The organism is Leucobacter sp. G161 (assembly GCF_001482305.1).
Lineage (GTDB): Bacteria > Actinomycetota > Actinomycetes > Actinomycetales > Microbacteriaceae > Leucobacter.
The window spans coordinates 60,582-85,465 of the sequence record NZ_LOHP01000017.1 but is presented as its reverse complement, the minus strand read 5'-3'; the positions used below and the strand labels follow the sequence as shown (position 1 = coordinate 85,465).

The following is a 24,884-nucleotide window of genomic DNA, read 5'->3' as shown; positions in this document are numbered from 1 at the left end:
TGCGGCGGGGTGGGGCAGGGCGCGGTGGGGTGCAGCGCGGGCGCAGTGAGGTGCAGCGCGGGCGCAGTGAGGTGCAGCGGGGTGGGGCAGGGCGCGATGCGGTGGGGCAGGGCGCAGCCCGGGGCCGAGCCACCACTGAGGTGCCCTGCCCCGTGCGCGCTAGACGAGGAAGTCGTCGAGTTTCGAGAACATCTCGGGGGTGACGAGCGCGCGCACGCGCGTGCCCTCCTCGACATAGTCCAACTCAAGAATGCGATTGCGCTCGTGTAGCTCGGCGACGAGGTCTCCCCTGTCGTACGGCACCACAACGGTGACCTCGCGGTCGGGCGTCGGGAGGGCGGCGTCGATCCGAGCCTTGAGCTCCTCGATGCCCTCTCCCGTGCGCGCTGACACGAAGACCCCGTCGGGCGCGAGCCCGTGGAGCAGCATCCGCCGCGAATCGTCGATGAGGTCGGCCTTGTTGAACACCACGACCTCGGGGATCGCCTGCGCGTCAACCTCTGCGATGACCTCGCGCACGGTCGCGAGCTGCGCCTCCGGGTCCGGGTGCGAGCCGTCGACGACGTGGAGAATCACATCTGCGTCGCCCACCTCTTCGAAGGTCGAGCGGAAGGCCTCGACCAGCTGGTGCGGGAGGTTGCGAACGAAGCCGACGGTGTCGACGTACGTGAACGTGCGCCCGTCGGTGGTCTCCGCGTGCCGCACCGCGGTGTCAAGCGTCGCGAACAGCTGGTTCTGGACGAGCTCCTGCGTGCCGGTGAGCCGGTTGAGCAGGCTCGACTTGCCAGCGTTCGTGTAGCCGGCGATCGCAACCGACGGCACCTCGCCACGCTTGCGGTTCGCACGCTTCGCTTCGCGGGCGGGAGCGAACTCAGCGATCTGCTTGCGCAGCCTGGCCATCCGGGTATTGATGCGCCGGCGGTCGAGCTCGATCTTCGTCTCACCGGGGCCGCGCGAGCCCATGCCCGCGCCGGCAGCGCCCACCTGGCCACCCGCCTGACGCGACATCGACTCGCCCCAGCCGCGGAGCCTGGGCAGCAGGTATTCGAGCTGCGCGAGCTCAACCTGCGCCTTGCCCTCACGGCTCTTCGCGTGCTGGCTGAAAATGTCAAGGATCACGGTGGTGCGGTCGATGACCTTCGCGTTCACGACGTCCTCGAGCACACGCCGCTGGCTGGGCCCGAGCTCGTCATCAGCGATCACCGTGTCCGCGCCGAGCGCCTGCACGAGCTCGGCGAGCTCCTGCGCCTTGCCCTTGCCGAGGTAGGTGGCAGGGTCCGGGTTTGCGCGGCGCTGGAGCACACCGTCGAGCACAGTCGCCCCCGCGGTCTCAGCGAGGGCCGCGAGCTCGCGCAGCGAGTTCTCCGCTTCTTCGAGCGCGTCCTGCGCGGATTGCGTACGCGACGACGAGTAGATGCCGATCAGCACGACGTTTTCGAGGCGCAGCTGACGGTACTCAACGTCGGTAACGTCTTCCAGCTCGGTAGAGAGGCCGGCGACGCGAGTCAGTGACGCACGATCCTCGCGATCCATTTGGATCCCGTGATCGTCAGCGTCGAGCTCGTCGTGCGTCGAGCTGCCGAGTGCTTGTGCCTCAGAGAGGTCACGGATGACGGAAGCGCCTACGCCGGAGGCGCGGCGAAGCACCCGCTCAAGCGGGTCATTAGTTGTGTCCGCGGATTCCGTGGCGGTATCAGGCGCGGGTGTTTTCGAGACGGCGGCGTCGCCGGTCACGGTCTCATCAGTCTGGTCTTCAATGAAATCACTCATGTGCTTCCTAAGTGTACGGGCCTGGGACGCTTCGCACACGGATGTTCGCTTCGGGCACGCCCGATACGTTCCTCCCTGAGATACTGGAGCACGTGAACCAGCACTACTTTTCCGAGTCCCCCGCGGGCGACTTCACCCCACGCGAGATCGCAGTCACACTCGCCGGAGGCAGCCACAGCGTACTCACCGCTGGCGGCGTCTTCAGCCCTGAGCACCTCGACCAGGGCACCGCCATCCTGCTCGACGCGCTGGGCGACCTCTCCCAGCTGTCATCAGCGGAAGACACCGGCGCTGGCCCGATCCTCGACATCGGCTCGGGTTGGGGCCCGATCGCGCTCGATGCAGCGCTCGCGCACCCGGGCCGCGAGGTCTGGGCGATCGACGTGAACGAGCGCTCGCGCGAACTCACCGTGCGCAACGCCGAGCGGCTCGCCCTCACGAACGTGCGGGTTGCCGCACCCGAGGACGTACCGACTGACATTGTGTTCGCCGAGATTCGTTCGAACCCACCGATCCGTGTCGGCAAGGAGGTTCTCCACGGCATCCTCGAGACTTGGCTGCCCCGGCTCGCTCCCGGCGCGAGCGCATACCTCGTGGTCGCGAAGCATCTCGGGGCCGACTCGCTGCAGCGGTGGATCGGCGACACATTTCCCGATCTCACTGTTGACCGCGCCGCACGAAAGAAGGGCTTCCACGTGATCCGCGCAGCCCGACGGGACTAACCCGAGCTAGGGCAGCTCAATCTCGCCGCGATAGACGAGCTCGGCTGGGCCTGAGAGAGACACGTGCTCACCTTCCTCTGTCGCGAACATCCGGACCCCGAGGCGACCGCCTGGCACCGTTACGCTCCAGCTATTGGGCATCTGTTCCCCACCCCAGTGGCGGAAGGCCAGCGCCGAAGCGGCCGCGCCTGTGCCGCACGACTGCGTCTCCCCGACTCCGCGCTCGAATACGCGCATCCGAATGTGGGCGACACCGTTCTTGAGGAACGGATCCGCCGGGACGACGAATTCGGCGTTCGCGCCGTCTTCGGGCACGGGTTCAAATGTCGGTGTGCTCTCGAGCTGCAGCCCATCGAGCTCCGTCTCGTCAGCAAGCACCGTCACCACATGCGGGTTACCGACCTCGATCCCGAGTCCAGGACGAGCGACCTCGAGCCCTGTGGCAGCAACGAGCCGCTCCTTGCCCAGGCGCCACCGCCCGAGGTCAACGGTGTAACCGGCGGCGCCAACAAGCACATCGCGGACGCCCGCGCGGGTACCGATGGGCAGCGTGTCATTTCGCTCGGGTGAGACCAGGCCCTCGGAAATGAGGTAGTGCGCGTACACGCGGATGCCATTGCCACACATTTCTGCGGTAGAGCCATCGGCGTTGCGGTAGTCCATGAACCACTCGGCTTCGGGCTCCTCGGCGAGAATTGCAGCTCCCTCGCCGATCGCGTTCGAGCGCACCGCCCGAATCACCCCGTCGGCTCCGACCCCAAAACGGCGATCACACAGGAATCGAACGATGTCGGGGGTGAGGTCGAGCGCGCCGTCGGGGTCAGTGATGAGCACAAAGTCATTGCCTGTGCCGTGTCCCTTGGTGAATGTGATCGTGGTCATGGGCGACTCCTTCGGGTGGGGTACGGCGCGGTGTTCTCTGTTACGGTACAGCACGCCACCCTCGGATTCGCTTGACGTACTACGCCTCACATAGTACGTTGAACGCAGTGAGTTGCGGCGAGCGCACCCACATTTCAATTGCGAAGAGAGAATCACGTGATCGGTGCCGATGCCATACGGGGGTACGTCGACCTCATGGTGCTGTCCCTGCTGCGAAGGCGCCCCTCGTACGCCTACGACCTCGCGCAGCAAATCAGCGCGGTGGCTGGCAACGAGTACGCCATCAAGCAGACCACCCTGTACTCGGCGGTGAAGCGGCTCGAGACTTCGGCGCTGGTCACCTCGTTCCCCGGGGCCTCTGACTCGGGCAAGCCGCGAACCTACTACCAAATTACCGCCCTGGGGCTTTCCCACCTCGCCGAGAAACTCGCCGAGTGGGAAATCACCAAGTCTGTCGTCGACCGCTTTGTCGAAGGAGCATCCTCGTGAACGTCATCATCGCTTACCTCGAAACCATGTTCGGAGCCTACCCGGCCAGTCCGCGCATGAGCGAGGCGCGCGCGGAGCTCCAGGCCATGATGGAGGATGCCTACGCCGCGGCCATCGCCGACGGCCTGTCTGAAAACGAGGCAGTCGGCAAAGTCATCACGGAGTTCGGCAATCTCGACGAGCTCGCCCCCGTGCTCGGGATCTCCCGCGAGATCCACCCGCAGGATCAGGCTACGGGCCAGGTCGCGCCGCCTGCGGCGACGGCCACAGGGCTGCCAGGATCGGCGACGCCAGGCGCGGCCGGCGCCCGACCCTCCGGGTACTCGCAGCCGCCTGCGCAGCCGCTGCCAACTCCGCCGTCCCCGGCGTACCCGCCGCTTCCCCTTGCGGAGGCGAAGGCTTACGCGCAGCTGCGCCAGCAGACCGCCCCGAGGCTCGGCAGCGCGGTCGCACTGTTCGTGTGCGGCCCCGCCCTGCTGGTTGCGCTCACGACGCTCTGGCCGAGCGGCGAGCAGCGCATCGGGAGCTTCGTCGGGATCCTCGCGCTGCTCTTCTGCGTCGCGGTCGGCGTGCTGCTGCTCGTCGGCCGGTCGCAGCAGCTCAAGGCCTTCGCTCGGATTGAGCACGGCCAGTTCAGCGTCTCACCCGAGGTCACAAGCTGGGCCAACGCCCTCTCCCAGCAGTACGCGCGCCGCCGCAACGGGCGCCTGCAGGCCGCGATTGGGCTCTGGATCCTCGCCATCATCCCCGTCATGTCAACGATCGTCCTCCCGAGCGGTTGGAGCGGTGCCGCGGTCGCGATGTCACTCCTCATCGTCGCGGCCGGACTGCTCGTGTTCCTCCCCGCGAACTGGGCTGAGGAGACCGCCGGCGTGCTCACGCAGCGTACAGGCGCGGCGGCGACCGGAGGCTTCGGGGCCGCAGACGGCGATGACGAGCGCAGCGTGGTGGGCGTGATCGCGAGCTTCTACTGGCCGATCGTGACCCTCGGCTACCTCGCGTGGAGCTTCCTTTGGGATGCGTGGGGCGACTCGTGGATCATCTGGCCGATCGCCGGTGTGCTGTTCGGTGTCATCGCGGCCGGGTTCGGCTCGCTGGAGTCGTACCGCAAGGCGCGACGCTAGGGCCTCACAGCGTTCGCCGCGGGAACCCCGCTCTCGCGCGGGCGCAAACGGATTCCCCGGCTGCGCGCCGTCGCAAGATCTGTGATCCACCACACATCTGCCCAATTTCGAGGCAAGCGGCATAGCTTCGGCAGATCACAGGTGTACGGTCACGAAGCGGGCCGGGGAGCTCGCGGGCAGCTCCCGCGCAGCTCGCGGGCAGCCACCTGGCGGCAACTTGGCAGCTCCCGCGCAGCTACCGCGCGGCCGCGACGGCATCGAGCGCGGCAAGATCCCGCCCCGCGGTCTGGTCGATCCACTGCACGCCGGGATACCGTTTGAACCAGCTCACCTGCCTGCGCGCGTAGCGGCGCGTGAGCGCCTGCGTCTCGGCAATGGCTTCGGCCTCGCTCATATCGCCCCGGAGCTCGGCGAGGGCCTGCGCATAGCCGATCGCGCGGCTCGCGGTCTTGCCTTGTTCGAGGCCGTGCGGGATCAGGCCACGAACCTCGTCGAGCATGCCGTCAGCCCACATCCGCTCGACCCTGCGATCGAGGCGCTCCGTGAGCACCTCGCGCTCGCAGGAGATCCCGATGATGCGGGTCGCATCGTGCGACTCCCCCGCACTCCAGTACTCGGGCTCGCTCGGGAGGGTCACCCGCGCGTCGCCGCCGAGCAGCGCGACCTCGAGCGCCCGCACGACGCGCCGCGGGTTACGCCGGTCGACGGCCTCAGCCACGTCTGGCGCGAGTTCACGAAGGCGATTCACGAGGGAGGCTACGCCGCGCGATTCGAGGTCGGCCTCGAGCCCTGCCCGCACCGTGTCGTCGCGCGGCGGAAACTGGAAGTCGAAGATGACGCTTGAGACGTAGAGGCCCGATCCACCGACGAGGATCGCGTCAGCGCCGCCCGCGAGAATCTCTGAGATGCGCTCTCGCGCGGCCGGCTGGTACGCCGCCACGGCCGCTTCTTCCCGCGGGTCGAATGCGTCGAACAGGTGGTGTGGGATCCCCCGACGCTCCCCCACAGGAAGCTTCGCGGTGCCGATGTTCATTCCACGGTAGAGCTGCATGGCGTCGGCGTTCACAATCTCGGGCTGTGCGCCCGTGATCGCCGCGCGGCGCTCGGCAAGGTCGAGCGAGGCCTCGGACTTGCCAGTGCCGGTCGCGCCGACGATCGCCCAGAGCGTCGCCACTATTCGCCGATGCGGAGCGTGGGGAGCCCGAGGTTGACCGCGCGGCCTGCCCCGGTAGCGCCGGCGCTCGCCGGGGCGGGCACGCCGCAGCTCTCGGCCTGGCGGCGATCCCACGCATCCCCCGCGCGCGTGCGGCGCACGGCATACGTCGAGGTGTCGTCGGCCACCACGAAGAACGAGCCAGCACTGGTGATCGTGGCTGTGGCCATGTCGCCGGGCCGAGGCGTCTCGGCCCCCTCCGGAACCGTGAAGTGCACGAGCCGGTTGTCGGGCGCACGGCCCGAGAGCCGGTGCGTCTCGCCGTCTTTGCGCCCCTCGCTCGCGGCGACGAGAATCTCGACGGTGTTGCCGATGAGCGCCTCATTCTCGGCGAGCGACATCCGGTCTTGGAGGGCTGCGAGCCGCTCGAAGCGCTCCTGCACGACCTCCTTGGGGATCTGGTCTTCCATCGTTGCCGCCGGGGTGCCTGGGCGGATCGAGTACTGGAACGTGAATGCGCTCGCGAAGCGTGACTCTTCGACGACCCGCATGGTCTCGGCGAAGTCTTCTTCTGTTTCGCCTGGGAATCCGACGATGATGTCGGTCGTGATCGCGGCGCCAGGGATGCGTGCGCGCACGTCGTCGAGGATCCCGAGGAACTTCTTGGAGCGGTACGAGCGGCGCATCGCCTTGAGGATCGTGTCTGAGCCCGACTGCAGCGGCATGTGCAGGGAGGGCATCACGTTCGGCGTCTCGGCCATCGCCGCGATGACGTCGTCAGTGAAGGCCGCGGGGTGCGGGCTCGTGAAGCGCACCCGCTCCAGGCCCTCGATCTCGCCCATGGCGCGCAGCAGCTTGCCGAACGCCTGCCGGTCGCCGAACTCGACGCCGTAGGTGTTGACGTTTTGCCCGAGCAGCGTGACCTCGATCGCGCCGTCGTCGACGAGTGCCTGCACCTCGGCGAGGATGTCGCCGGGGCGGCGATCCTTTTCCTTGCCCCGCAGCGAGGGCACGATGCAGAAGGTGCAGGTGTTGTTGCACCCGACAGAGATCGACACCCAGCCACTCGACGCAGAGTCGCGCTTGGTCGGGAGCGTCGACGGGAATACTTCGAGCGACTCGAGGATCTCGACCTGCGCCTCCTCGTTGTGGCGGGCGCGCTCAAGCAGCGTCGGCAGTGACCCCATGTTGTGAGTGCCGAAGACGACGTCCACCCAGGGGGCCTTCTCGACGATGTCACCCTGGTCCTTTTGAGCGAGGCAGCCGCCCACGGCGATCTGCATCCCTTCGCGCTCGCGCTTCACCTGGGCGAGCATGCCGAGGTTGCCATAGAGTTTGTTCGCCGCGTTCTCGCGCACCGCACACGTGTTGATCACGTATACGTCTGCTTCGTCGGCACGGTCGGCTGGCACGTAACCCGCCGCCTCAAGCGAGCCCGACATCCGCTCGGAGTCGTGCACGTTCATCTGACAGCCGAGCGTGCGCACCGTATAGCTGCGGGGTGTCCCGTCCGGGCGGATCGCTGCTGGCGACGACTCGATCTTCACTGCTTCGACGGTAGACATACCCACAATTCTACCCGGGGCCGCCCAAGGTCAAGAACGCAGCCAGCCTAGCGAAAGCGGACGGTTCCACGCCCGCTGCCGCTCGGACCGGCACCGTCAAGCGCTTCGCGCGCGGCGCGCGAAGCCCGTTCGCCTGACCAGCCACGCCTCGCAAGAAACCCGAGCAAGCGACGCTCAGCCGTTTGCCGGTCGAGGCCCGCCATGCGCCGGGCCCGGTCGATCGCGGTCTGTTTGAGCAACTCAAACTCAGCCTCGTCGTCAAGCCCCTCAAGCGCCGCCTCGATCGCAGCGTCAGGAAGATAGCGTTCGCGGAGCTTCTGCCGAATCCGCGCTTTACTTTCGCCCTTGGAATCTCGCAGCTTCGCCGCAACGGAGCACGCCAGGTCGGCGTCGTCGAGGTAAAGCGATTCCTGGCACTTCGAGACGGCTGCCTCCGCGTCGAGGTCGGGATGACCCGCCGCGACGAGCGCACGCTGAAGTTCACCGCTCGACTGCGCACGTCGCGCAAGCAACTTCACCGCAGTTTCGTATGCCGTCGGCCCCTCGTCGAGGGTCTCCTCGGGCACGTCTGGGGCGTTCAGGCCGTCAGGACGCTCGAAGGGCGCCGCAACAAGCCGAGGCCAGCTGGCCGGCGGCGCACCCTCGGGCTCCGGGGCGTCATCGTTTCCACTCACGTCGCCCTCGGAGTCCACCGCAACGGGAGCCGGAGCCCACGCAGCGGTGGTCTCCGGATCCGTCTCTGATGCGGGCGGCTGCGCCGGGGCGTTCTGCGGCTCAGGTCTGCGCAGCTTACTTCGGAACTCGATGACCTCAGCAAGGTCTCCGGTTTCCTCCCGAGGCGGCTTCGGCCGCTCCTCGGGGGGCGGCAGGAACCTAACAGCCACGGTTACGCACTCGCTGCGAGTTCGTCGCCCTTCGCAGGCGTGGCGGCCTTTGCTGCAGCAGCTCCCTTCGCGGGAGCCTCTGCCTTCGCAGGCGCCTCTGCTGCCTCCGCTGGGGCCTCCTCAGTTCGCCCATTGACCCCGAGCTTGGTGAGGATCTTCTCTTCGATCTCGAGCGCGGTATCCGGGTTCGCGATGAGGTAGCGGCGAGCGTTCTCCATGCCCTGGCCAAGCTGATCGCCGTCGTAGGTGTACCACGCACCGCTCTTCTTCACGAGCCCCTGCTCGACGCCGTAGTCGATGAGCGAACCCTCGCGGGAAATGCCAACGCCGTAGAGAATGTCGAACTCGGCCTGCTTGAAGGGCGGGGCCATCTTGTTCTTCACGACCTTTACGCGGGTACGGTTACCCACCGCGTCCTGGCCGTCCTTGAGGGTCTGAATGCGGCGAATATCGAGTCGCACCGATGCGTAGAACTTCAGTGCTTTACCGCCGGACGTCGTTTCCGGGCTACCGAAGAACACACCAATCTTCTCGCGCAGCTGGTTAATGAAAATCGCGGTCGTCTTCGTCGAGCTCAGGCTACCCGTGATCTTCCGAAGCGCCTGCGACATGAGGCGCGCCTGGAGGCCAACGTGGCTGTCTCCCATATCGCCATCGATTTCTGCCTTCGGTACGAGCGCCGCGACCGAGTCGATGACCACAAGGTCTACCGAGCCGGAGCGGATGAGCATGTCAGCGATCTCTAGCGCCTGTTCACCGGTGTCGGGCTGCGCAACAAGCAGCGCGTCAATATCAACGCCAAGCTTCTTTGCGTATTCGGGATCAAGCGCGTGCTCCGCGTCAATGAAGGCCGCAATGCCGCCCGCACGCTGCGCGTTGGCGATTGCGTGGAGCGTCAGCGTGGTCTTTCCCGAGGACTCCGGGCCGTAGATTTCCACGATACGTCCGCGAGGGAGCCCTCCAATGCCGAGCGCGACGTCGAGCGCGACCGAACCCGTCGGAATCACCTCGACAGCCTGCCGCTCCTGGCTACCCATGCGCATCACTGCGCCCTTGCCAAACTGGCGATCAATGAGGGCGAGTGCCGACTCGAGTGCCTTCTCGCGGTCCTTTGGTGCTGCCATGATGACTTCCTTCGTATTCGCGCGGATGTTCCGCTGATCTGCCGCCTACCGACTGTCACGGCACCGCTTCTCGGTGCTGACAAGGCTGGGTAGTTCCCTAGCTTCAGACCCTAGACCGGGCCTCCGACATTCACTGCCGGAGACACCGATCTGTGGATCGATCACACCAGTTCACTACCTGTGGACGAAGATAACACTCTTCGAACACATCTTCGAATACAGCGCGACGGCGTGTCGCGCAATGGAGTCAATCTTCTTGCGGATCACTGAGGCCGCGCCCATGGCGGCGGGCCTCAGGTACTTCGAATTCGGCGCAGAGCGCCTCCCAGACATCGCGCGGGGACACTCCCCGCGCGAGCGCCTCATCGGGTGTCGAACCCAGTGTGGCGAGCCAATAGTCGCGCAGCAGAACCCCCGAATGGGCCTCCCCGAACTCCTCGGCTACCGCAGTGCGGAACGCGCGATGCCGCATCGACCGCTAGCGGGAAATAAGCTCGGAACCGTAACCGGAAACGAGATCGACCGGTACCGTGTCGGGAACCCGGCTCGGCATAGGAAGCGAGAGCCCCTCAACGATCGCTAGACGTTCGCTCACCTCACCGAGGATGACCGAGAGCGGGGTGTCCAACGCGTCTGCGACAGCGGCAAGAATCTCGCTCGAGGCTTCCTTCTGCCCGCGCTCGACCTCACTGAGGTATCCGAGCGCGACGCTGGCATCTCCAGCAACCTGTCGGAGCGTACGCCCCTTCTGCAGACGGAAGTCGCGAAGCACATCACCAATTTCTTGACGTACTAGCAGCATGTGCAACCTCCTTGAATCTGCACGACCATCGGGTCGTGCATGTTACTTTACCCGGCGGAAGCCGATTCGGCATCCACCGCCACTTATCGTGACACTGGGAACAACCAAGAGACTACCCGGTCTATTCCCGGAACTTCCTGAACTTGAGCGGAGTGCACTCAGGTCTATCGAAATTCTCAGGCTTTTCCAGGAAATCGCTGTGCTGGTGCCGCTTCCTGCGCCCGGAGCGCTTCGACGACCAGCTCAAGCGCAGCATCGACAGCCCGCTCTCGAATGGCTTGCCGGCCACCCGCAATCACGGGAAGAAGCACGGCTTCCTCCCCCGCTGCCGAGCTCACGCCGATCCACACAGTCCCGGACGGCTGCCCTGTCTGGGCATCCGGCGTTGGCCCGGCGACTCCTGTCGTTGCGATCCCGAGATCCGCGACACGGCGTGAGCCGTCTGCGGCTTCGACCGCACAGGCGTGGCGCACGCCGACAGCCATCTGCCTTGCGACTTCGCCATCGACGGGCCCACGGACGTCCAACACGGCTCGATCCACCCCGAGCAGCGAGGCCTTGAGTGCAGTGTCGTAGGCCACGACGCCGCCAGTGAAGACCGCGGATGCTCCGGGAACGGACACTATCGCCGCGGCGAGCATGCCGCCGGTGAGCGATTCTGCCGCTGCGATGCGCAGCCCGAGCTTTGCCGCACGCTCAACGATCTCCGCGGCCAGCGCGTCACGATCACGCATGTCGGGTGGCTGCTCCCCGCCCACGAACGAACGCGATGATGTAGTCGACGCCGCTCGCGAGCGTGAGCAGGACCGCGATCGTCATCGTGACAATATTCACCCAGGTGAACACCGTGCCTGCGGTCCCGGCAAGCTGTGCGAGCGGAGTGAGCGCGAGCGTGATCGCGACCGCCTGCGCCACCGTTTTCAGCTTGCCCATCCAGTCTGCGGCAACGACCACGTCGCTGACGATCATGAGCCGATGGATCGTGATGCCCACCTCGCGGACGAGCACGAGAATAACGATCCACCAGGGCAGCTCACCCAGGATCGCGAGGCCAACAAATGCCGCGCCAGTGAGTGCCTTATCGGCGATGGGATCGAGCAGCTTTCCGAGGTCGGTAATCAATCCCCGGGAGCGCGCGAGGTAGCCGTCGAGGGCATCGCTCGCGATTGCGACAACAAAGAACGCCGCGGCTCCCCACCGCATCGCGACGCTCTCCCCGGAGGCGAGCAGCAGCCACAGGAAAAACGGTGTCGCAACGATACGGGCAGCAGTGATGATGTTTGGAGCGTTCCAGTTGCTCGGCTTCACGCTGTCAACGGCTTGATTACTCATGCGCCCACTCTACTGCGGCTGACCGCGGGAATACCGGCGCCCGCGGCCGTCGGGCTAGTCACGACCGGTCAGGTGCCACGCGTCTTCCGAGCCCTCGTCGTCGTCACTGTCGCCATAATCGAAGGCTTCGGGTGCCGCTGCCTCTCGCTGCGCAAGCGGATCGTCGTACCGGCTGTCGGCCTCGTAGGAGGATTCGCCAGTGACCTGCCCGATCACCGCGGTTTCCGCTTCGGCAGCGGGTGGTGCGGGCGGAGTCGCGTACGACGGAGCCGCTGCGGGCGGCGCGGCTGCGGCGGGAGGGCCACCGCCCTGAATCCTGTTGAGGACTTCCCCGAGCTGTTCCGGGGCGACGAGCACGTCGCGGGCCTTCGACCCCTCAGACGGGCCGACAATGTCGCGGGACTCCATGAGGTCCATGAGCCGCCCCGCCTTCGCGAAGCCGACGCGCAGCTTCCGCTGCAGCATCGATGTCGATCCGAACTGTGAGGTGACCACGAGCTCAATCGCCGCAACGAGAACCTCAAGATCGTCGCCGATGTCTGCGTCGATCTCTTTCTTCTCGGCAACCTGGGCAACGTCGGGGCGGTACTCAGGAGTCGCCTGCTCCTTCACGTGTTTGACGACACGCGCGATCTCGCTCTCATCAACCCAGGCACCCTGCACGCGGATCGGGCTCGATTCGCCGTTGAGCAGCAGCAAGCCATCGCCCTGCCCGATGAGGCGTTCCGCACCGACCTCGTCGAGGATCACTCGGGAGTCCGTGCCAGATGCCACGGCGAACGCATACCGGCTCGGCACGTTCGACTTAATCACGCCGGTGACGACGTTCACTGACGGGCGCTGCGTCGCGAGCACGAGGTGAATACCCGCCGCGCGCGCGAGCTGGGTGATGCGCTGGATTGAATCCTCCACGTCGCGCGGGGCGACGAGCATGAGATCGGCAAGCTCGTCAACGACGACGAGCAGGTAGGGATAGGGCTTCAGCTGACGCTGGCTCCCCTCAGGCAACACGATCGAACCGTCGCGAACGGCAGCATTGAAGTCATCGATGTGTCGGTAGCCGAACGACGCCAGATCGTCGTAGCGCATGTCCATCTCTTTGACGACCCACTGCAGCGCCTCAGCAGCTTTCTTCGGGGCGGTAATGATGGGGGTGATGAGGTGCGGGACACCCTGATACACCGTGAGTTCGACGCGCTTCGGATCGACCAGCACCATGCGCACCTCGGCCGGGGTCGCCCGCATGAGCAAGCTCGTAATCATCGAGTTGATGAAGCTCGACTTGCCCGAGCCGGTCGCGCCCGCGACAAGCAGGTGGGGCATCTTCGCGAGGTTGGCGAGCACGAACTCACCCTTCACGTCTTTACCGACGCCGATCGTCATCGGATGCGCGTTGCGCTGGGCCTTCGCCGAACGCAGCACGTCTCCCAGTGCAACGTTCTCGCGGTCCTTATTCGGGATCTCGATACCGATGGCGCTCTTGCCAGGGATGGGCGACAGGATGCGCACCTCGTTGGAGGCAACCGCATACGAGAGGTTGCGCGACAGAGCCGTCACCTTCTCGACCTTCACGCCCGGCCCGAGCTCGACTTCGTACTGCGTCACCGTCGGGCCACGCGAGAAACCGGTCACGACTGCGTCGACCTTAAATTCCTCGAACACCCGAGCGACGGCTGCCATGATCTGCTCGTTGGCTTCACTGTGGGTCTTCGGCGGCGGGCCGGCAGAGAGGAGCGCCTGCTCGGGAAGTGCGTAGTCTGCCTGCGCTGCTGGGGCGTGTGGTGGCGCGACCGCGAACTCGCGCTCCTCGATCTCCGGCTCGGGTTCACGCGCAGGCTCGGCGAAACTGTCGAACGAGTCGTCTCCCAGGCCAGACCCTCGCCGTGTACCTGCCGCCGCTTGTTCGACGCCCTCAAGCCCGGAGAACACGTCAGTCGGCAACAGGTCGGTTGTCGGCTCTTCTGCGAGAGCTGACTCGAATGCCCCGACCGGTGCTGCGTCGCTTGGGGCGAGCACCTCGTCGATTGCAGCCGGGTCAGGCAGGTAGTTGGGGTCTTCTTCGCGGCCCGTGGCGTTGCGGCGCCACCAGGGCAGAGCTTCAGCCTTCTCGTCCGAGTGGTCGAACAGCTCGGCCGTCTTATCCGACGCAGTCGCCTTGGGGCTCTCGCTGTCGCGGTCCCGTGGCTCAGGCACCGGCGCCCCGAAGAGGTAGGCATAGCCCTCACGCAGCCGGTGGCCGATGCGACTCGGTGGGGTCTTCGTAATAATGAGCACGGAGAACCCCAGCAGCAGGCTGAGGACGGGCACGGCGACCCAGATGGTTGCCAGGTTGAGCGGGGCACCGATGAGCCAGCCGAGTAGCCCTCCTGCCTCGGCGAGCCCCGGCATGCCGTCTCGCGGCTTGGGAGCGTCGCCCAGCACGTGCGCAAGCCCGGATGCGCTCGCAAGTGCGAGGAAGAGCCCAATTGCAATCCGGCGATTGTCATTCACCGTGGATGGGTTGTTGAAGAGCCAGAGCGCGAAGCCGCCCATGATGATCGGCAGGCCAAACGCGATCCTGCCGAACAGGGCCCCGAATGTCCAGGTGTCGAGCTGCGTGGCGACGCTGTTGCCGATGAGGAACCACTCAATCACCGCACCAACGAGGGCGAGCAGCACCAGCAGCATCGGGAATCCATCGCGCCGCGCCTCAGGCTCGAGCGGCTCCGACCTGAACGCTCTTGCACCAGCGCCAACGGCATGCGACAGGCCTCGCCAGGCGCGCACCACGATGCTCTCGGTCGGCTCCTCAGCCATGATCACTTTCGTCGTCGCCGAAGTGCGGGTCGACCCTTTCGGAGCCGATGCGGGTGTTTGGGCACCCTTCGAACGGGTGCTCTGCGATCCGGTGGATCGACTCGAGCCCCCGCGCGACGAAGCGTTTTTGGCCATGTGAATACGGTACAAGCCGCCGCTGACATTGCCGGGACGACTGGCGGCGCGCCCCAGACTCGGTTGCGGCGGCTTCGCTGCCGCGGCTTAGAAGCCGACGCCTCGGTTCGCCATGAACGGCCGCGGATCCTGCGGGACGCCGCCAACAAGGGTCTCAAAGTGGAGGTGCGGTCCCGTCGAGTTACCCGTGCTGCCGACGAGGCCGATGATCTGGCCTGCGCTCACCGGCTGTCCTAGCCCAACGGAGGGCGTGAACTGCATGTGTCCGTAGAGCGTGGAGACGCCGCCGCCGTGATCGATACGCGCCATGTTGCCATAGCTGAACTCGCCAGCCCATCCGGAGAAGGAGACAGTGCCGCTCGCGGCAGCGTACACGGGGGTACCCTGCCCAATAGCAAGATCGATACCGGTGTGACCGTAGTATCCCCACCATTCGGTCGACACCCAGTATCCGCGCGGGAGGGGGTTCGTCCAGCCTGACGTGGTGACGCCACCGCCGCCGCCACCGGGGTTCCCGCCTCCGGTGTTGCCACCGCCGCCTCCGCCACCGGGGTTGCCGCCGCCGGGATTGCCGCCACCGTTATTGCCGCCACCGTTGTTGGCGTTCGCTGCCGCTTCTTCCTGAGCCTTGCGGATGGCCTCGAGACGCGCAGCTTCTTGACGCTGACGTTCCTGTTCCTCGAGCACCAGGCGCTCCTCGTAGCCCTTGGTCGTCGACGTCGTCTTGTCCTCGAGAGCTGCGAGTTGCTGCACAAGCTGTTTCTGCTGCTTCTCTTGCTCGAGCTGCTCGGAGCGGGCAGCATTTGCGATCTCCGCTGCCTTCTGCTGGTTCTCTTCGGCTTCCTTCGCAAGCTTGTCGCGCTCTTCACGAGCGGAGTCAGCCTGCTCGCTGAGGGTCTGCGCTGAGTTCATCGCGCGCTCGGCATTTTGCCAGATCGTCGTGTTGCGCTCTGTCGCCTTCTCGGTCTGCGCAAGGCGATCGAGAAGTGCGTCAGCAGTGCTGCCATCGGATTCGAGGAACAGACTGAGGTTCCTGTCGACACCGCCGGAACGGTAGATCTGGGAGACCAGAGCTGCAGCCTGCTCGGAAGCCTGTGTGGCCTCGGCCTCACTTGATTTCGCCTGCGTCTCAAGGGCTTCGAGTCGCGCCTGTGCATCACGGAGCTGGCTCGCTGCTTGATCGTACTTCACCGAGGCAGCCTCGGACTCGGCTCGGGTGCGCTCGACTTCCTGCTCCACGCGTACGAGCAGGTCCTTAATCTCCTTGACCTTGCCCGCTGCTGCCGATTCGTTCTGCTTTGCCTTCTCAACGTCCTGCCAGGTCGGCAGATCAGAGACGATGGCAGACGCCGGAGATACGGGGCCCACCCCGATGCCGCTCAGCAGAACAGCGCCAGCGGCGGCAATTCCGAGTGCGAGCCCCGCTCTGCGACGCAGTCGTGACTGTGGCTTACTCGTCATCGTGAGATCTCGCTCCCTTGTACGTGGGTGCTGCCGCTGTGTGAGGCAAACAGCTATCGTCGGTAACTTACCAGTTGAGCTTCAAGGTTTCTAGGAGCGCCTCTCAGAAAACTGCCGGGTGTTGGTTAGCGTCTCAGGACGCGCCGCAGGATCGCCTGTGCCTCCGGCACCCGCAGCACCATGAGCATCGTGAGGTAGACAACCCCCATCACCGCGGAGATTGCCAGCGCAAATACCACGGCAAGCATCAGGCCGTAGTCGGGCGCCAACCCGGTTGCAAGGCCGAACAACAGCATGCCGACAATAAGCGTCGGCACCGCGGCGATCGCATAGCGCCCCATACTCCCTGCAAGATCACGTCCACCGATGCTCCCAAGCCGTCGGCGCAGGAGCCACAGCGCGAGCAGTGCCTGCCCGATCGTCGAAGCCGTCCAGATCGCTGCATAGGTCACGCCGATGTGCGCGGCGTCGACGAAGTTCACCGCAATCAACAGCCCGACAATGAGCGCGATGAGCTGCGCCGTAATGAAGGCGAAGGGTGTGCGTGCATCAGACAGCGCGAAGAACGCGCGCTGCGTGGTGAACATGAGGCTGTAGGCGGCAAGGCCGATCGAGTACACACGCATCACGAGCGCCATAGCTTCGATGCCCTCTGCGGTTCCTGTCGGCCACAGCACACGGGTGACAAACGGTGCCGCCATGAACATCAGTGTCGCAGCAAACAGCATGAGCATGGTGACCTGTTTCGCGGCCGCCCGGTAGGCCTCGCGGAACTCGGGGATGTTTCCGGTCTGGCCGAGTTCGGACATCCTCGTGAAGTAAGCCGTGACGAGCGACACCGCAATCACCGAGTGCGGCAGCATGAACACCAACCAGATGTTCTGCAGCGCGGCTGTCGCCGGCCCCTCCCCTGACGCCATATTCATAATGGGCGTCGCGACGAGACCACCGATGGTCATGAGCGTCGCGGTCAGCAGCGCCCAAAACGCGGTCCGGCCGGTCTGTCTGAGCCCAACGCCGCGCCACTTGAAGTCGGGGCGGAACGAGAGCCCGGCCTTACGCCAGGGCACGATGAGGATGAGCGCTTGCGCCGCGATGCCGAGCGTCGCGCTCCCCCCAAGGATCCCGATGGACAGCGGAGTCCAATGCTCAATGGGCGGGTTATTGCTTGTGCCGAACAGCACGATGTACACGATGATGCCGCCGATTGCTACGACGTTTGCGATCGCTGGCGCCCATGTGAACGGCCCGAAGACATTCTTCGCGTTGAGAGCTTCGCCCAGTACCGTGTACCAGCCATAAAACATGATCTGTGGGATGCACCAGTAGGCGAAGGCGATCGCGAGAACCCGCTGCGGTTCGGGCCATCCCGGCGTGAGCAGCTGCAGAATCAACGGCGCACCGAGCATCGCGAGCGCCGTGACCGCGAACAGCGCGACCGACACCAGCGTGAGCACTTTGTTGAGGTATGCCTTGCCGCCGTCTGCATGCTGCACAGACTTGACGATCTGCGGCACGAGAATCGCGTTGAGCATGCCGCCGGCAAGCAGCATATACAGCGTGTTCGGCAGGATGTTGCCGTTCGCAAACGCATCCGCCGAGCGGGACAACTGCCCGATAGCGACACCCAGCAGCGCGGTCTTCACAAATCCGAGGATGCGCGAAACCATCGTGCCCGAGGCCATGATCGCGCTCGCGCGCTGCAGGGCTGAGGCCATTAGTAGAACACGTCCTTGCGGGTCGCGAGCGTGTAGCGCCGCGCGACGCGGTCACCCAGCGTGCGCCAGATCTTCGCTTTGCCTGGCTTGAGCGCAAGGTCGAGTGTGCCGACAAAGTCAGTCACGTCTTTTGAGAGCCGGAGCTTGTATTGGCCGACCCCGTAGAGCCGGTGTTCTTTGTCATCGAGGCGGTCGCTCGGCGGCGTCCCGATGAGGTCGTGCCGGGTCGCGCCCTGCTCTTTGCCCCAGCGAATGAGTTCGAGTTGCATCCGGTACATTGCCCCGGTCGGAAGCTTCGCCTTCGCGGAGGCGCCGTCCTTGTAGCCGCTCGTCTGGCCGAGCGCGGTCGCGAACATCCCGGCCACGGGAACGTCTCCGTCGTAGCCGATCACGAGCTGCCCGCGCCCAGCGGCCTGGAATCCCTGCCAGAAGTCACGGAAGTACTCGTACGGGCGCAGTTCGAACTTGTCTTCGGCAGTGCCGGAGAGCAAGTCAAACATGATCCGGCAGTTCGCCTCGTTCGCCTCGACGCGACGCACGTCGAATCCCTCGCGGTCGGCCTTGCGAATTTTCGTGCGCGTACTCGCCGAGAAGCCCGCCATAATGGCGTCTTCATCACCCGAGATGTCGAGGATGATCGTGGAGACATGCGGCAGCACATGCGGGGCTGGATCGTAGCCGGCTGCTCGCAGCGTGTCGAATGTCTCGTCACTCGCGAGGAGCCGGGGCTCAACCTTCAATAGGAACACGCCCTCAGCGCGCGCGAAATCTGCGAGTCGCTGCCCACGCGCCACGAATTCGGTTGTGCTTATCGAAGCACCACTTGCGTCAGTTGACGCGTCGGGGCCGCCAGGTACGTACCAGAACCGGCCGAGCAGCGGGATTCGCTTTTCAAGCACGAGCGTTGCGGGAAAATTCTCCCCGCAGATGTACCGCGGCGTGTAGCGCTGGTGGCGCTTGACCTCGCCGTACTCGCGACTCTGCCAGATTTCACCGCCGCCGGGAGCGAGCTCAACGAGCTCGTCCCAGCGTGCGATTTCATCCGCGGAAGCGAAGCGGAGTTGATCCACCGCTATACCACCACCACGACAGGAACGATCATCGCCTTGCGGCGCAGCTTCGTGCCGACCCAGCGGCCAACGGTGCGACGGACAACCTGCTGGAGCGCGTGCGAGTCGGTGACGCCCTCCTTCATGGCCTTCTCGATCGCGTCGGCGACCTGCGGCTTAATCTTGTCGAAGACATGATCGGCCTCGGCGACGCCCTTCGCGTGGATCTCGGGGCCTGACACGATCTGGCCGAGCGTGGTCTCCACGACGGTGATGACCGAGATGAAGCCCTCTTCAGCGAGCGTACGACGGTCACGAAGATCGTCGTCCGTGACCTTGCCGACGCTCTTACCGTCAACGTAGATAAAGTCGATCTTCAGCTGGCCGACCTCGCGAGCGACGCCATCACTGAGATCCACAACGGTGCCGTTCTCGGCGATAATTGTGCGGTTCTGCGGTACACCGGTCTCGATCGCAACGCCTGCGTTCGCGATGAGGTGGCGGTACTCGCCGTGGATCGGCATAACGTTCTTCGGGCGCACGATGTTGTAGCAGTACATGAGCTCACCCGCCGAAGCGTGGCCCGAGACGTGCACGTTCGCGTTGCCCTTGTGCACGACGTTTGCGCCGAGCTTCATGAGGCCGTTGATGATGCGGAAGACCGAGTTCTCGTTGCCGGGAATCAGGCTCGACGCGAGGATGACGGTGTCGCCCTCCCCCACCTCGACCTGGTGCTCCTTGTTCACCATGCGGCTGAGCACGGCCATCGGCTCGCCCTGCGATCCCGTCGACATGTAGACGATGCGGTGGTCGGGAATGTCGGCGCTCTTCTTCAGATCGACGAGCACGCCTTCCGGCACGTTGAGGAATCCGAGATCAGAGGCGATCTTCATGTTCCGCACCATCGAGCGGCCGAGCAGCACGACGCGGCGGCCGTTCTTCGAGGCAGCATCGAGCACCTGCTGGACACGGTGCACGTGGCTCGAGAAGCTCGCGACCACGACCTTGCCGGTCGACTTCTCAATGACGCGTTCGAGCACGGGCCCGATGTCCTTCTCGAGTGCGGTGAAGCCGGGGACCTCAGCGTTCGTCGAGTCGGTCATGAAGAGGTCAACGCCCTCTTCACCGAGCCGCGCAAATGCGCGCAGGTCAGTGATGCGGCCGTCAAGCGGCAGCTGATCCATCTTGAAGTCGCCCGTACCGATCACCATGCCTGCGTCGGTGCGGATCGCAACCGCGAGCGCATCGGGAATCGAGTGGTTCACCGCGATGAACTCAAGATCGAACGGCCCGAACTTCACCCGGTCGTCCTCGGCGACAAGGTGCGTCTTCGGCTTGATCCGGTGTTCCTTGAGCTTGGCCTCGATGAACGCGAGCGTCAGCTTCGAGCCAACGAGGGGAATGTCCTCGCGGCGCTTCAGCAGGTAAGGAACGCCACCAATGTGATCCTCGTGGCCGTGCGTGAGCACGACCGCGACGATGTCCTGGAGCCGATCCTCAATCAGCGTGATGTCGGGAAGAATGAGATCGACACCCGGCTGGTGCTCCTCCGGGAAAAGCACACCACAATCAACCACAAGCAACTTGCCGTCGATTTCGTAGACGGTCATGTTGCGGCCGACCTCTCCGAGGCCGCCGAGTGGCGTAATGCGAAGCGTGCCCTTTTTGAGCTTGGGCGGAGCGTAAGGGGGGTTGGGCACTGGGCCTCCTGTTATTAGCGGGTGGTGCCTGCAATCTTGGGCAGGGCACCGCCGGCAGCCGCATTGCGGTCCGGCCTGAAGTTTGAAAGGTCGACGCCTGGCAGGTCGCGAACGAGCGCGAGGTCGTCTTCAATGAGCGCGGCCTCCCACTCTTCGGGCCCGACAAGCGGGAGCCGAACGCGGGGGCTCGAGATACGGCCGAGGCCGTGCAGGATGTACTTTACCGCCACAGTACCGGGAACGTGCGTCATGGCCGCGCGCACGAGCGGTTCGAGCTGCTGGTGTGCGGCGCGTGCGGTCTGCAGGTCGCCGGCGTTCACCGCGTCGATCATCGCGCGGTACGGGGCCGCCGCGATGTTCGCGGTCACGCCGATGAGGCCGGTTGCGCCAATCGACAGGTGCGGCAGCACGTTCGGGTCGTCGCCCGAGAAGTACATGAGGTCGGTCTGGTTGAGCACGCGGCTCACCTCGCTGAAGTCGCCCTTGGCGTCTTTCACGGCGAGAATGTTCGGGTGCTTCGCGAGGCGGAGGATCGTCTCGTATTTGATCGGCACTCCGGCGCGGCCGGGAATGTCGTACAGGATCACCGGGAGATCGGTCGCGTCAGCAACCATACGGAAGTGCGTGAGCAGGCCCGCCTGGGTCGGCTTGTTGTAGTACGGCGTGACGATCATGACACCGTCTGCGCCGGCCTTCTCGCTGGCCTTGTACATCTCGATGGCGTGCGCGGTCTCGTTGGAGCCGCCGCCCGTGATGATCTTTGCGCGGCCGCTACTGACAGACTTGGCGACCTCGACAAGTTTGAGCTTTTCAGGGTCAGTGAGGGTCGACGTCTCGCCAGTGGTGCCAGTGACGACGATGCCGTCGGCCCCACTCACGATGCAGTCTTCGATGTGCTGTTCGGTCGCAGCCCAATCAACCTCACCCTCGGAATCGAAGGGGGTGATGAGAGCGACGAGCACCTGCCCGAAAGGATTCTCTACGTTTGCCACCTCTCTAGGCTACCGGATCAGTCGCCCCCGCGAGGCCAGCGCGTCGAAAAGTGTCAGCTACGGGGTCGCTCGTCGGTGATACCGTTCGAACCGATACCCGAGCCCGCTGGCCGCCACGAGCGGCTCACCCGGGTCGACGAGCACCCACTCAGGGCCGATCTCCGGCGCGAAAGTGTCGGCGTCGGCGACATCCATGTCAATGCGTGTGACCAGGAGGTCCGAAGCGTAGGGCATCGCCGTGCGGTACAGCTCACCGCCACCCATAATCCAGGCGTCGACACCGTCGAGCGTCTCGAGTGCTGCATCGAGCGAGAGGGCGGTCGTCGCGCCGGCGGCCGCGTACTCCGGGTCTCGCGTTACGACGACGTTTGCACGCCCCGGCAGTGGCCGGAACCGTTCGGGAAGCGATTCCCAGGTGCGACGCCCCATGATGACGGGTGCGCCGAGCGTCGACCGCTTAAAGTGCGCGAGGTCCTCCGGCAGGTGCCACGGCATGTCGCCGTTTCGACCGATCGCTCCCCCGCGGGCCTCCGCCCAGATCATCCCGAGCACCATTACACCGCCACTGGCGCTTTGATACCGGGGTGGTGTTCGTAGCCCACGACCTCGAAGTCTTCGTACTCGTAGTCGAAAATCGACTCGCGATCCGCCAGCTCCAGCGTCGGGTACGGGAACGGTTCACGACTCAGCTGCGTGGTGACCTGTTCAACATGGTTGTCGTAGATGTGACAGTCTCCCCCCGTCCACACGAACTCCCCGGGCTCAAGGCCGGTCTGCTTCGCGATCATTTGGGTCAGGAGCGCGTACGACGCAATGTTAAACGGGACACCGAGGAACAGGTCGGCCGAACGCTGGTACAGCTGGCAGGACAGCTTGCCGTCTGCGACGTAGAACTGGAAGAAGGCGTGACAGGGCGCAAGCGCCATGTTCGGGATGTCAGCGACATTCCAAGCTGACACGATAAGCCGACGTGAGTCAGGGTTCGTCTTGATCTGCTCGATGACGTCGGTGATCTGATCGATGTGTCCGCCCTCAGGCGTCGGCCAGGAGCGCCACTGAACGCCGTAGACGGGACCGAGGTCGCCCTGCTCGTCAGCCCACTCGTCCCAGATTGTGACCCCGTTGTCCCGAAGGTACGCAACGTTGCTTTCACCCCGGAGGAACCAGAGCAGCTCAATCGCGATGGATTTGAAGTGCACGCGCTTCGTCGTGATGAGCGGGAAAGACTCCGCAAGGTCGAACCGGAGCTGCTTGCCAAACAGGCTTCTCGTACCGGTTCCCGTGCGATCTGACTTTGGTGTTCCGTGCTCAAGAACCTCTCGAAGCAGGTCCTCATAGGGGGTGGGGATCGCCGATGCTGTCATGCGTTCATCGTACCGCCAGTGCGGCGCAGCCACGCAGCCGCTTCGCTGACAGCGAGGCCCCCAACACGCTGACTGGGCCCCGCGAGCGTATGCTCGCGGGGCCCAGTCAGCGTGTTGGCCCGGTGCCGGGCGGCAGCACGTTAGCCCTTGAGCCCGTCGTCAAACAGTTCGAGTGCGGACGTGTCGTTCGTAGCGTCGGTGGTGCTCAGCACCTGCCCCTTGAAGAAGCGCGGCGAGAATCGCGACTGGATGAGCATCAGCACCACGCCGAGCCCCAGCATAACGATACCGATGAGACCGACCAGACCGATCCCGGCAATGTTGCTTCCTGAGCCAGCCGCGGGGTCGAGGCTGTCGATCGTCGTCTGCACGAAGACGACAAGCAAAAGCACTCCGCCGAGGCCTGGCAGAATGACCTTGGAGATCAGCGAACCGACTCCTTCTCGCGGCGCCTGCTTGCGGAAGTACCAGGTGCTCGCGAGTGCGGTGATCCCGTAGTAGAAGCACACCATCATGCCGAGCGCGGTGATGGTGTCCCAGAGCACGTCCTCGCTGATGAAGCGCATAATCGCGTAGAACACCGATGCAACAATCGACGAGAGGAACAGCGCGACGTACGGCGACTTGTGCTTCGGGTGGATCTTCTTGATCGATGCCGGGATCGCCCCGTAGTGTGACATGGCCAGCAGCGTACGGGCCGGCGAGATCGCGGTCGAGTTAATGGATGCCATCGCGGACACCAGGATCGCGAACGACAGGAAGATCGCGAACGGCCCCATGACCGGGTGCGCGAGTGCTGCGAACACGTTTTCAGCGATATCGGAGTTGCCGAGTCCGGTAGGTCCATCGCCGATGCCTGCGTACGCGACGGTAGCTGCGGCGGTGCCGACATACATGACCACGAGGAACAGCACGAGGATCATTGCGGCCTTGCTCTCGGTGGAGACGCGGCCCTTCGACTTCTTCGTTTCCTCGCCCATGGTGAGCACGGTGTCCCAGCCCCAGTAGACGAAGATCGAGACTGCGATGCCTGCGGCGAACGCGCTGAAGCTCGATACCTCGAGCGGGTTGAACCACGACAGCTCGGGCATCTTGCCCTCGGTGTTGGCCGGGTCAGCTGCGCCAACGAACATGGCGATGGCAAACCAGAGCATGACTGCGACCTGGAAAAAGACGGTGATGTACTGGAAGATCTTCGTCGACGTCATACCGCGGTATGAAATGAACGTCGCGATCGCCATGAAGCCCAGGCACACGAGGATGTTGATGAACTTGTTGTCAGACAACAGTGCGATCTCGGGGTTGTCAGCGAGGATCGCAATCGATTGGAAGAGGAACTCCACGGCAATACCGGCGAGGTTCGACAACACCAGCACGGTCGCGGCGATGAGGCCCCATCCCGCCATCCAGCCCACCCACGGGCCGAAGGCGCGGGTTGCCCACGTGAACGAGGTGCCCGAGTCGGGCATGGCAGCGTTCAGCGCACGATAGCCGATCGCGACGAGCAGCATCGGCAGGAAGCCCATGAGGAAGATCGCGGGGGTCTGGTAGCCGACCTCGCTGGCGGCGGGACCGATAGCCGAGGTGAGCGTGTACGCGGGAGCACAGACAGACAGGCCAATGACAAGCGCTCCCATCACTCCGACGGTGCCGGACTCGAGGCCCTTCTTACTGATTCCGGATACGGAATCCAGCGTTCGGGTTGCCGGATCGGCGTCGCCGAGGTCGTATTTAATCATCGCGTTGTATCGTCCTCCATCGGATGTCAGCGGTCCAAACCTTCGTGGGGCGGCCACCGTGTTCTGCGGAAGATTGTAATCCG

The 24,884-nt window shown here is 64.8% G+C and carries 22 protein-coding genes; 3 read left to right on the top strand and 19 right to left on the bottom strand.

Annotated features, from left to right (window positions below; all coding sequences use genetic code 11):
- Nucleotides 1-159: 159 nt before the first annotated feature.
- Entirely contained in the window at nt 160-1,770 is a 1,611-nt protein-coding gene (gene hflX / locus AUL38_RS01930; protein WP_201023660.1) for a GTPase HflX, read from the bottom strand.
- 92 nt (nt 1,771-1,862) lie between these two features.
- On the opposite strand from hflX, the gene AUL38_RS01925 reads away from it, so the two are divergent.
- A complete protein-coding gene (locus AUL38_RS01925; RefSeq protein WP_235590559.1) occupies nt 1,863-2,492 on the top strand; it encodes a class I SAM-dependent methyltransferase in 630 nt (209 codons plus the stop codon).
- Nucleotides 2,493-2,498: 6 nt separating this feature from the next.
- Here AUL38_RS01925 and dapF read toward each other — a convergent pair whose 3' ends face one another.
- Nucleotides 2,499-3,374, bottom strand: a complete 876-nt coding sequence (gene dapF / locus AUL38_RS01920) for a diaminopimelate epimerase (RefSeq protein WP_059058765.1) — start codon at nt 3,372-3,374, stop codon at nt 2,499-2,501.
- Nucleotides 3,375-3,530: 156 nt separating this feature from the next.
- On the opposite strand from dapF, the gene AUL38_RS01915 reads away from it, so the two are divergent.
- Nucleotides 3,531-3,863, top strand: a complete 333-nt coding sequence (locus AUL38_RS01915) for a PadR family transcriptional regulator (protein WP_059058763.1) — start codon at nt 3,531-3,533, stop codon at nt 3,861-3,863.
- Entirely contained in the window at nt 3,860-4,987 is a 1,128-nt protein-coding gene (locus AUL38_RS01910) for a permease prefix domain 1-containing protein (RefSeq protein WP_059058757.1), read from the top strand. Before AUL38_RS01915 ends, AUL38_RS01910 begins: the two co-directional genes overlap by 4 nt.
- A 235-nt stretch (nt 4,988-5,222) precedes the next feature.
- Here AUL38_RS01910 and miaA read toward each other — a convergent pair whose 3' ends face one another.
- The 17 genes from miaA to AUL38_RS01830 form a co-directional block, all read right to left on the bottom strand.
- A complete protein-coding gene (gene miaA / locus AUL38_RS01905) occupies nt 5,223-6,164 on the bottom strand; it encodes a tRNA (adenosine(37)-N6)-dimethylallyltransferase MiaA (protein ID WP_059059005.1) in 942 nt (313 codons plus the stop codon).
- On the bottom strand, nt 6,161-7,705 hold the full coding sequence (gene miaB / locus AUL38_RS01900) for a tRNA (N6-isopentenyl adenosine(37)-C2)-methylthiotransferase MiaB (RefSeq protein WP_059058756.1): 1,545 nt from the start codon (nt 7,703-7,705) through the stop codon (nt 6,161-6,163). Before miaB ends, miaA begins: the two co-directional genes overlap by 4 nt.
- Before the next feature lie 47 nt (nt 7,706-7,752).
- Nucleotides 7,753-8,589 (bottom strand): regulatory protein RecX, encoded by an 837-nt coding sequence (locus AUL38_RS01895; protein ID WP_059058755.1) that lies wholly within the window; start codon nt 8,587-8,589, stop codon nt 7,753-7,755.
- A gap of 2 nt (nt 8,590-8,591) precedes the next feature.
- On the bottom strand, nt 8,592-9,713 hold the full coding sequence (gene recA, locus AUL38_RS01890; RefSeq protein WP_059058754.1) for a recombinase RecA: 1,122 nt from the start codon (nt 9,711-9,713) through the stop codon (nt 8,592-8,594).
- Nucleotides 9,714-9,960: 247 nt separating this feature from the next.
- Nucleotides 9,961-10,185 (bottom strand): DUF3046 domain-containing protein, encoded by a 225-nt coding sequence (locus tag AUL38_RS16740; RefSeq protein WP_083506516.1) that lies wholly within the window; start codon nt 10,183-10,185, stop codon nt 9,961-9,963.
- 6 nt (nt 10,186-10,191) lie between these two features.
- Nucleotides 10,192-10,515, bottom strand: coding sequence for a helix-turn-helix domain-containing protein (locus tag AUL38_RS01885; RefSeq protein WP_059058752.1), 324 nt, complete (start codon nt 10,513-10,515; stop codon nt 10,192-10,194).
- Nucleotides 10,516-10,691: 176 nt separating this feature from the next.
- Nucleotides 10,692-11,249 carry a CinA family protein gene (locus AUL38_RS01880; RefSeq protein ID WP_059058749.1) on the bottom strand — a complete coding sequence of 186 codons (558 nt, stop codon included), beginning with the start codon at nt 11,247-11,249 and terminating at the stop codon, nt 10,692-10,694.
- Entirely contained in the window at nt 11,242-11,847 is a 606-nt protein-coding gene (gene pgsA / locus AUL38_RS01875; RefSeq protein ID WP_059058748.1) for a CDP-diacylglycerol--glycerol-3-phosphate 3-phosphatidyltransferase, read from the bottom strand. The genes AUL38_RS01880 and pgsA overlap by 8 nt, the downstream gene beginning before the upstream one ends.
- A 54-nt stretch (nt 11,848-11,901) precedes the next feature.
- Complete coding sequence (locus AUL38_RS01870) at nt 11,902-14,778, bottom strand: DNA translocase FtsK (RefSeq protein WP_083506515.1); 2,877 nt, start codon at nt 14,776-14,778, stop codon at nt 11,902-11,904.
- 87 nt (nt 14,779-14,865) lie between these two features.
- Nucleotides 14,866-16,239, bottom strand: coding sequence for a M23 family metallopeptidase (locus tag AUL38_RS01865; RefSeq protein ID WP_059058746.1), 1,374 nt, complete (start codon nt 16,237-16,239; stop codon nt 14,866-14,868).
- 125 nt (nt 16,240-16,364) lie between these two features.
- Entirely contained in the window at nt 16,365-17,957 is a 1,593-nt protein-coding gene (gene murJ / locus AUL38_RS01860; RefSeq protein WP_059058744.1) for a murein biosynthesis integral membrane protein MurJ, read from the bottom strand.
- Nucleotides 17,957-19,027, bottom strand: coding sequence for a GNAT family N-acetyltransferase (locus AUL38_RS01855; RefSeq protein WP_059058742.1), 1,071 nt, complete (start codon nt 19,025-19,027; stop codon nt 17,957-17,959). The genes murJ and AUL38_RS01855 overlap by 1 nt, the downstream gene beginning before the upstream one ends.
- A 2-nt stretch (nt 19,028-19,029) precedes the next feature.
- Nucleotides 19,030-20,706, bottom strand: coding sequence for a ribonuclease J (locus AUL38_RS01850; protein WP_059058739.1), 1,677 nt, complete (start codon nt 20,704-20,706; stop codon nt 19,030-19,032).
- A gap of 14 nt (nt 20,707-20,720) precedes the next feature.
- Nucleotides 20,721-21,698 carry a 4-hydroxy-tetrahydrodipicolinate synthase gene (gene dapA / locus AUL38_RS01845; RefSeq protein WP_059058737.1) on the bottom strand — a complete coding sequence of 326 codons (978 nt, stop codon included), beginning with the start codon at nt 21,696-21,698 and terminating at the stop codon, nt 20,721-20,723.
- A 57-nt stretch (nt 21,699-21,755) separates the two neighbouring features.
- Entirely contained in the window at nt 21,756-22,253 is a 498-nt protein-coding gene (locus tag AUL38_RS01840) for a dihydrofolate reductase (RefSeq protein WP_059058735.1), read from the bottom strand.
- Complete coding sequence (locus AUL38_RS01835) at nt 22,253-23,062, bottom strand: thymidylate synthase (RefSeq protein ID WP_059059002.1); 810 nt, start codon at nt 23,060-23,062, stop codon at nt 22,253-22,255. The genes AUL38_RS01840 and AUL38_RS01835 overlap by 1 nt, the downstream gene beginning before the upstream one ends.
- Before the next feature lie 140 nt (nt 23,063-23,202).
- On the bottom strand, nt 23,203-24,801 hold the full coding sequence (locus AUL38_RS01830; RefSeq protein WP_083506514.1) for an APC family permease: 1,599 nt from the start codon (nt 24,799-24,801) through the stop codon (nt 23,203-23,205).
- Nucleotides 24,802-24,884 lie beyond the last annotated feature (83 nt).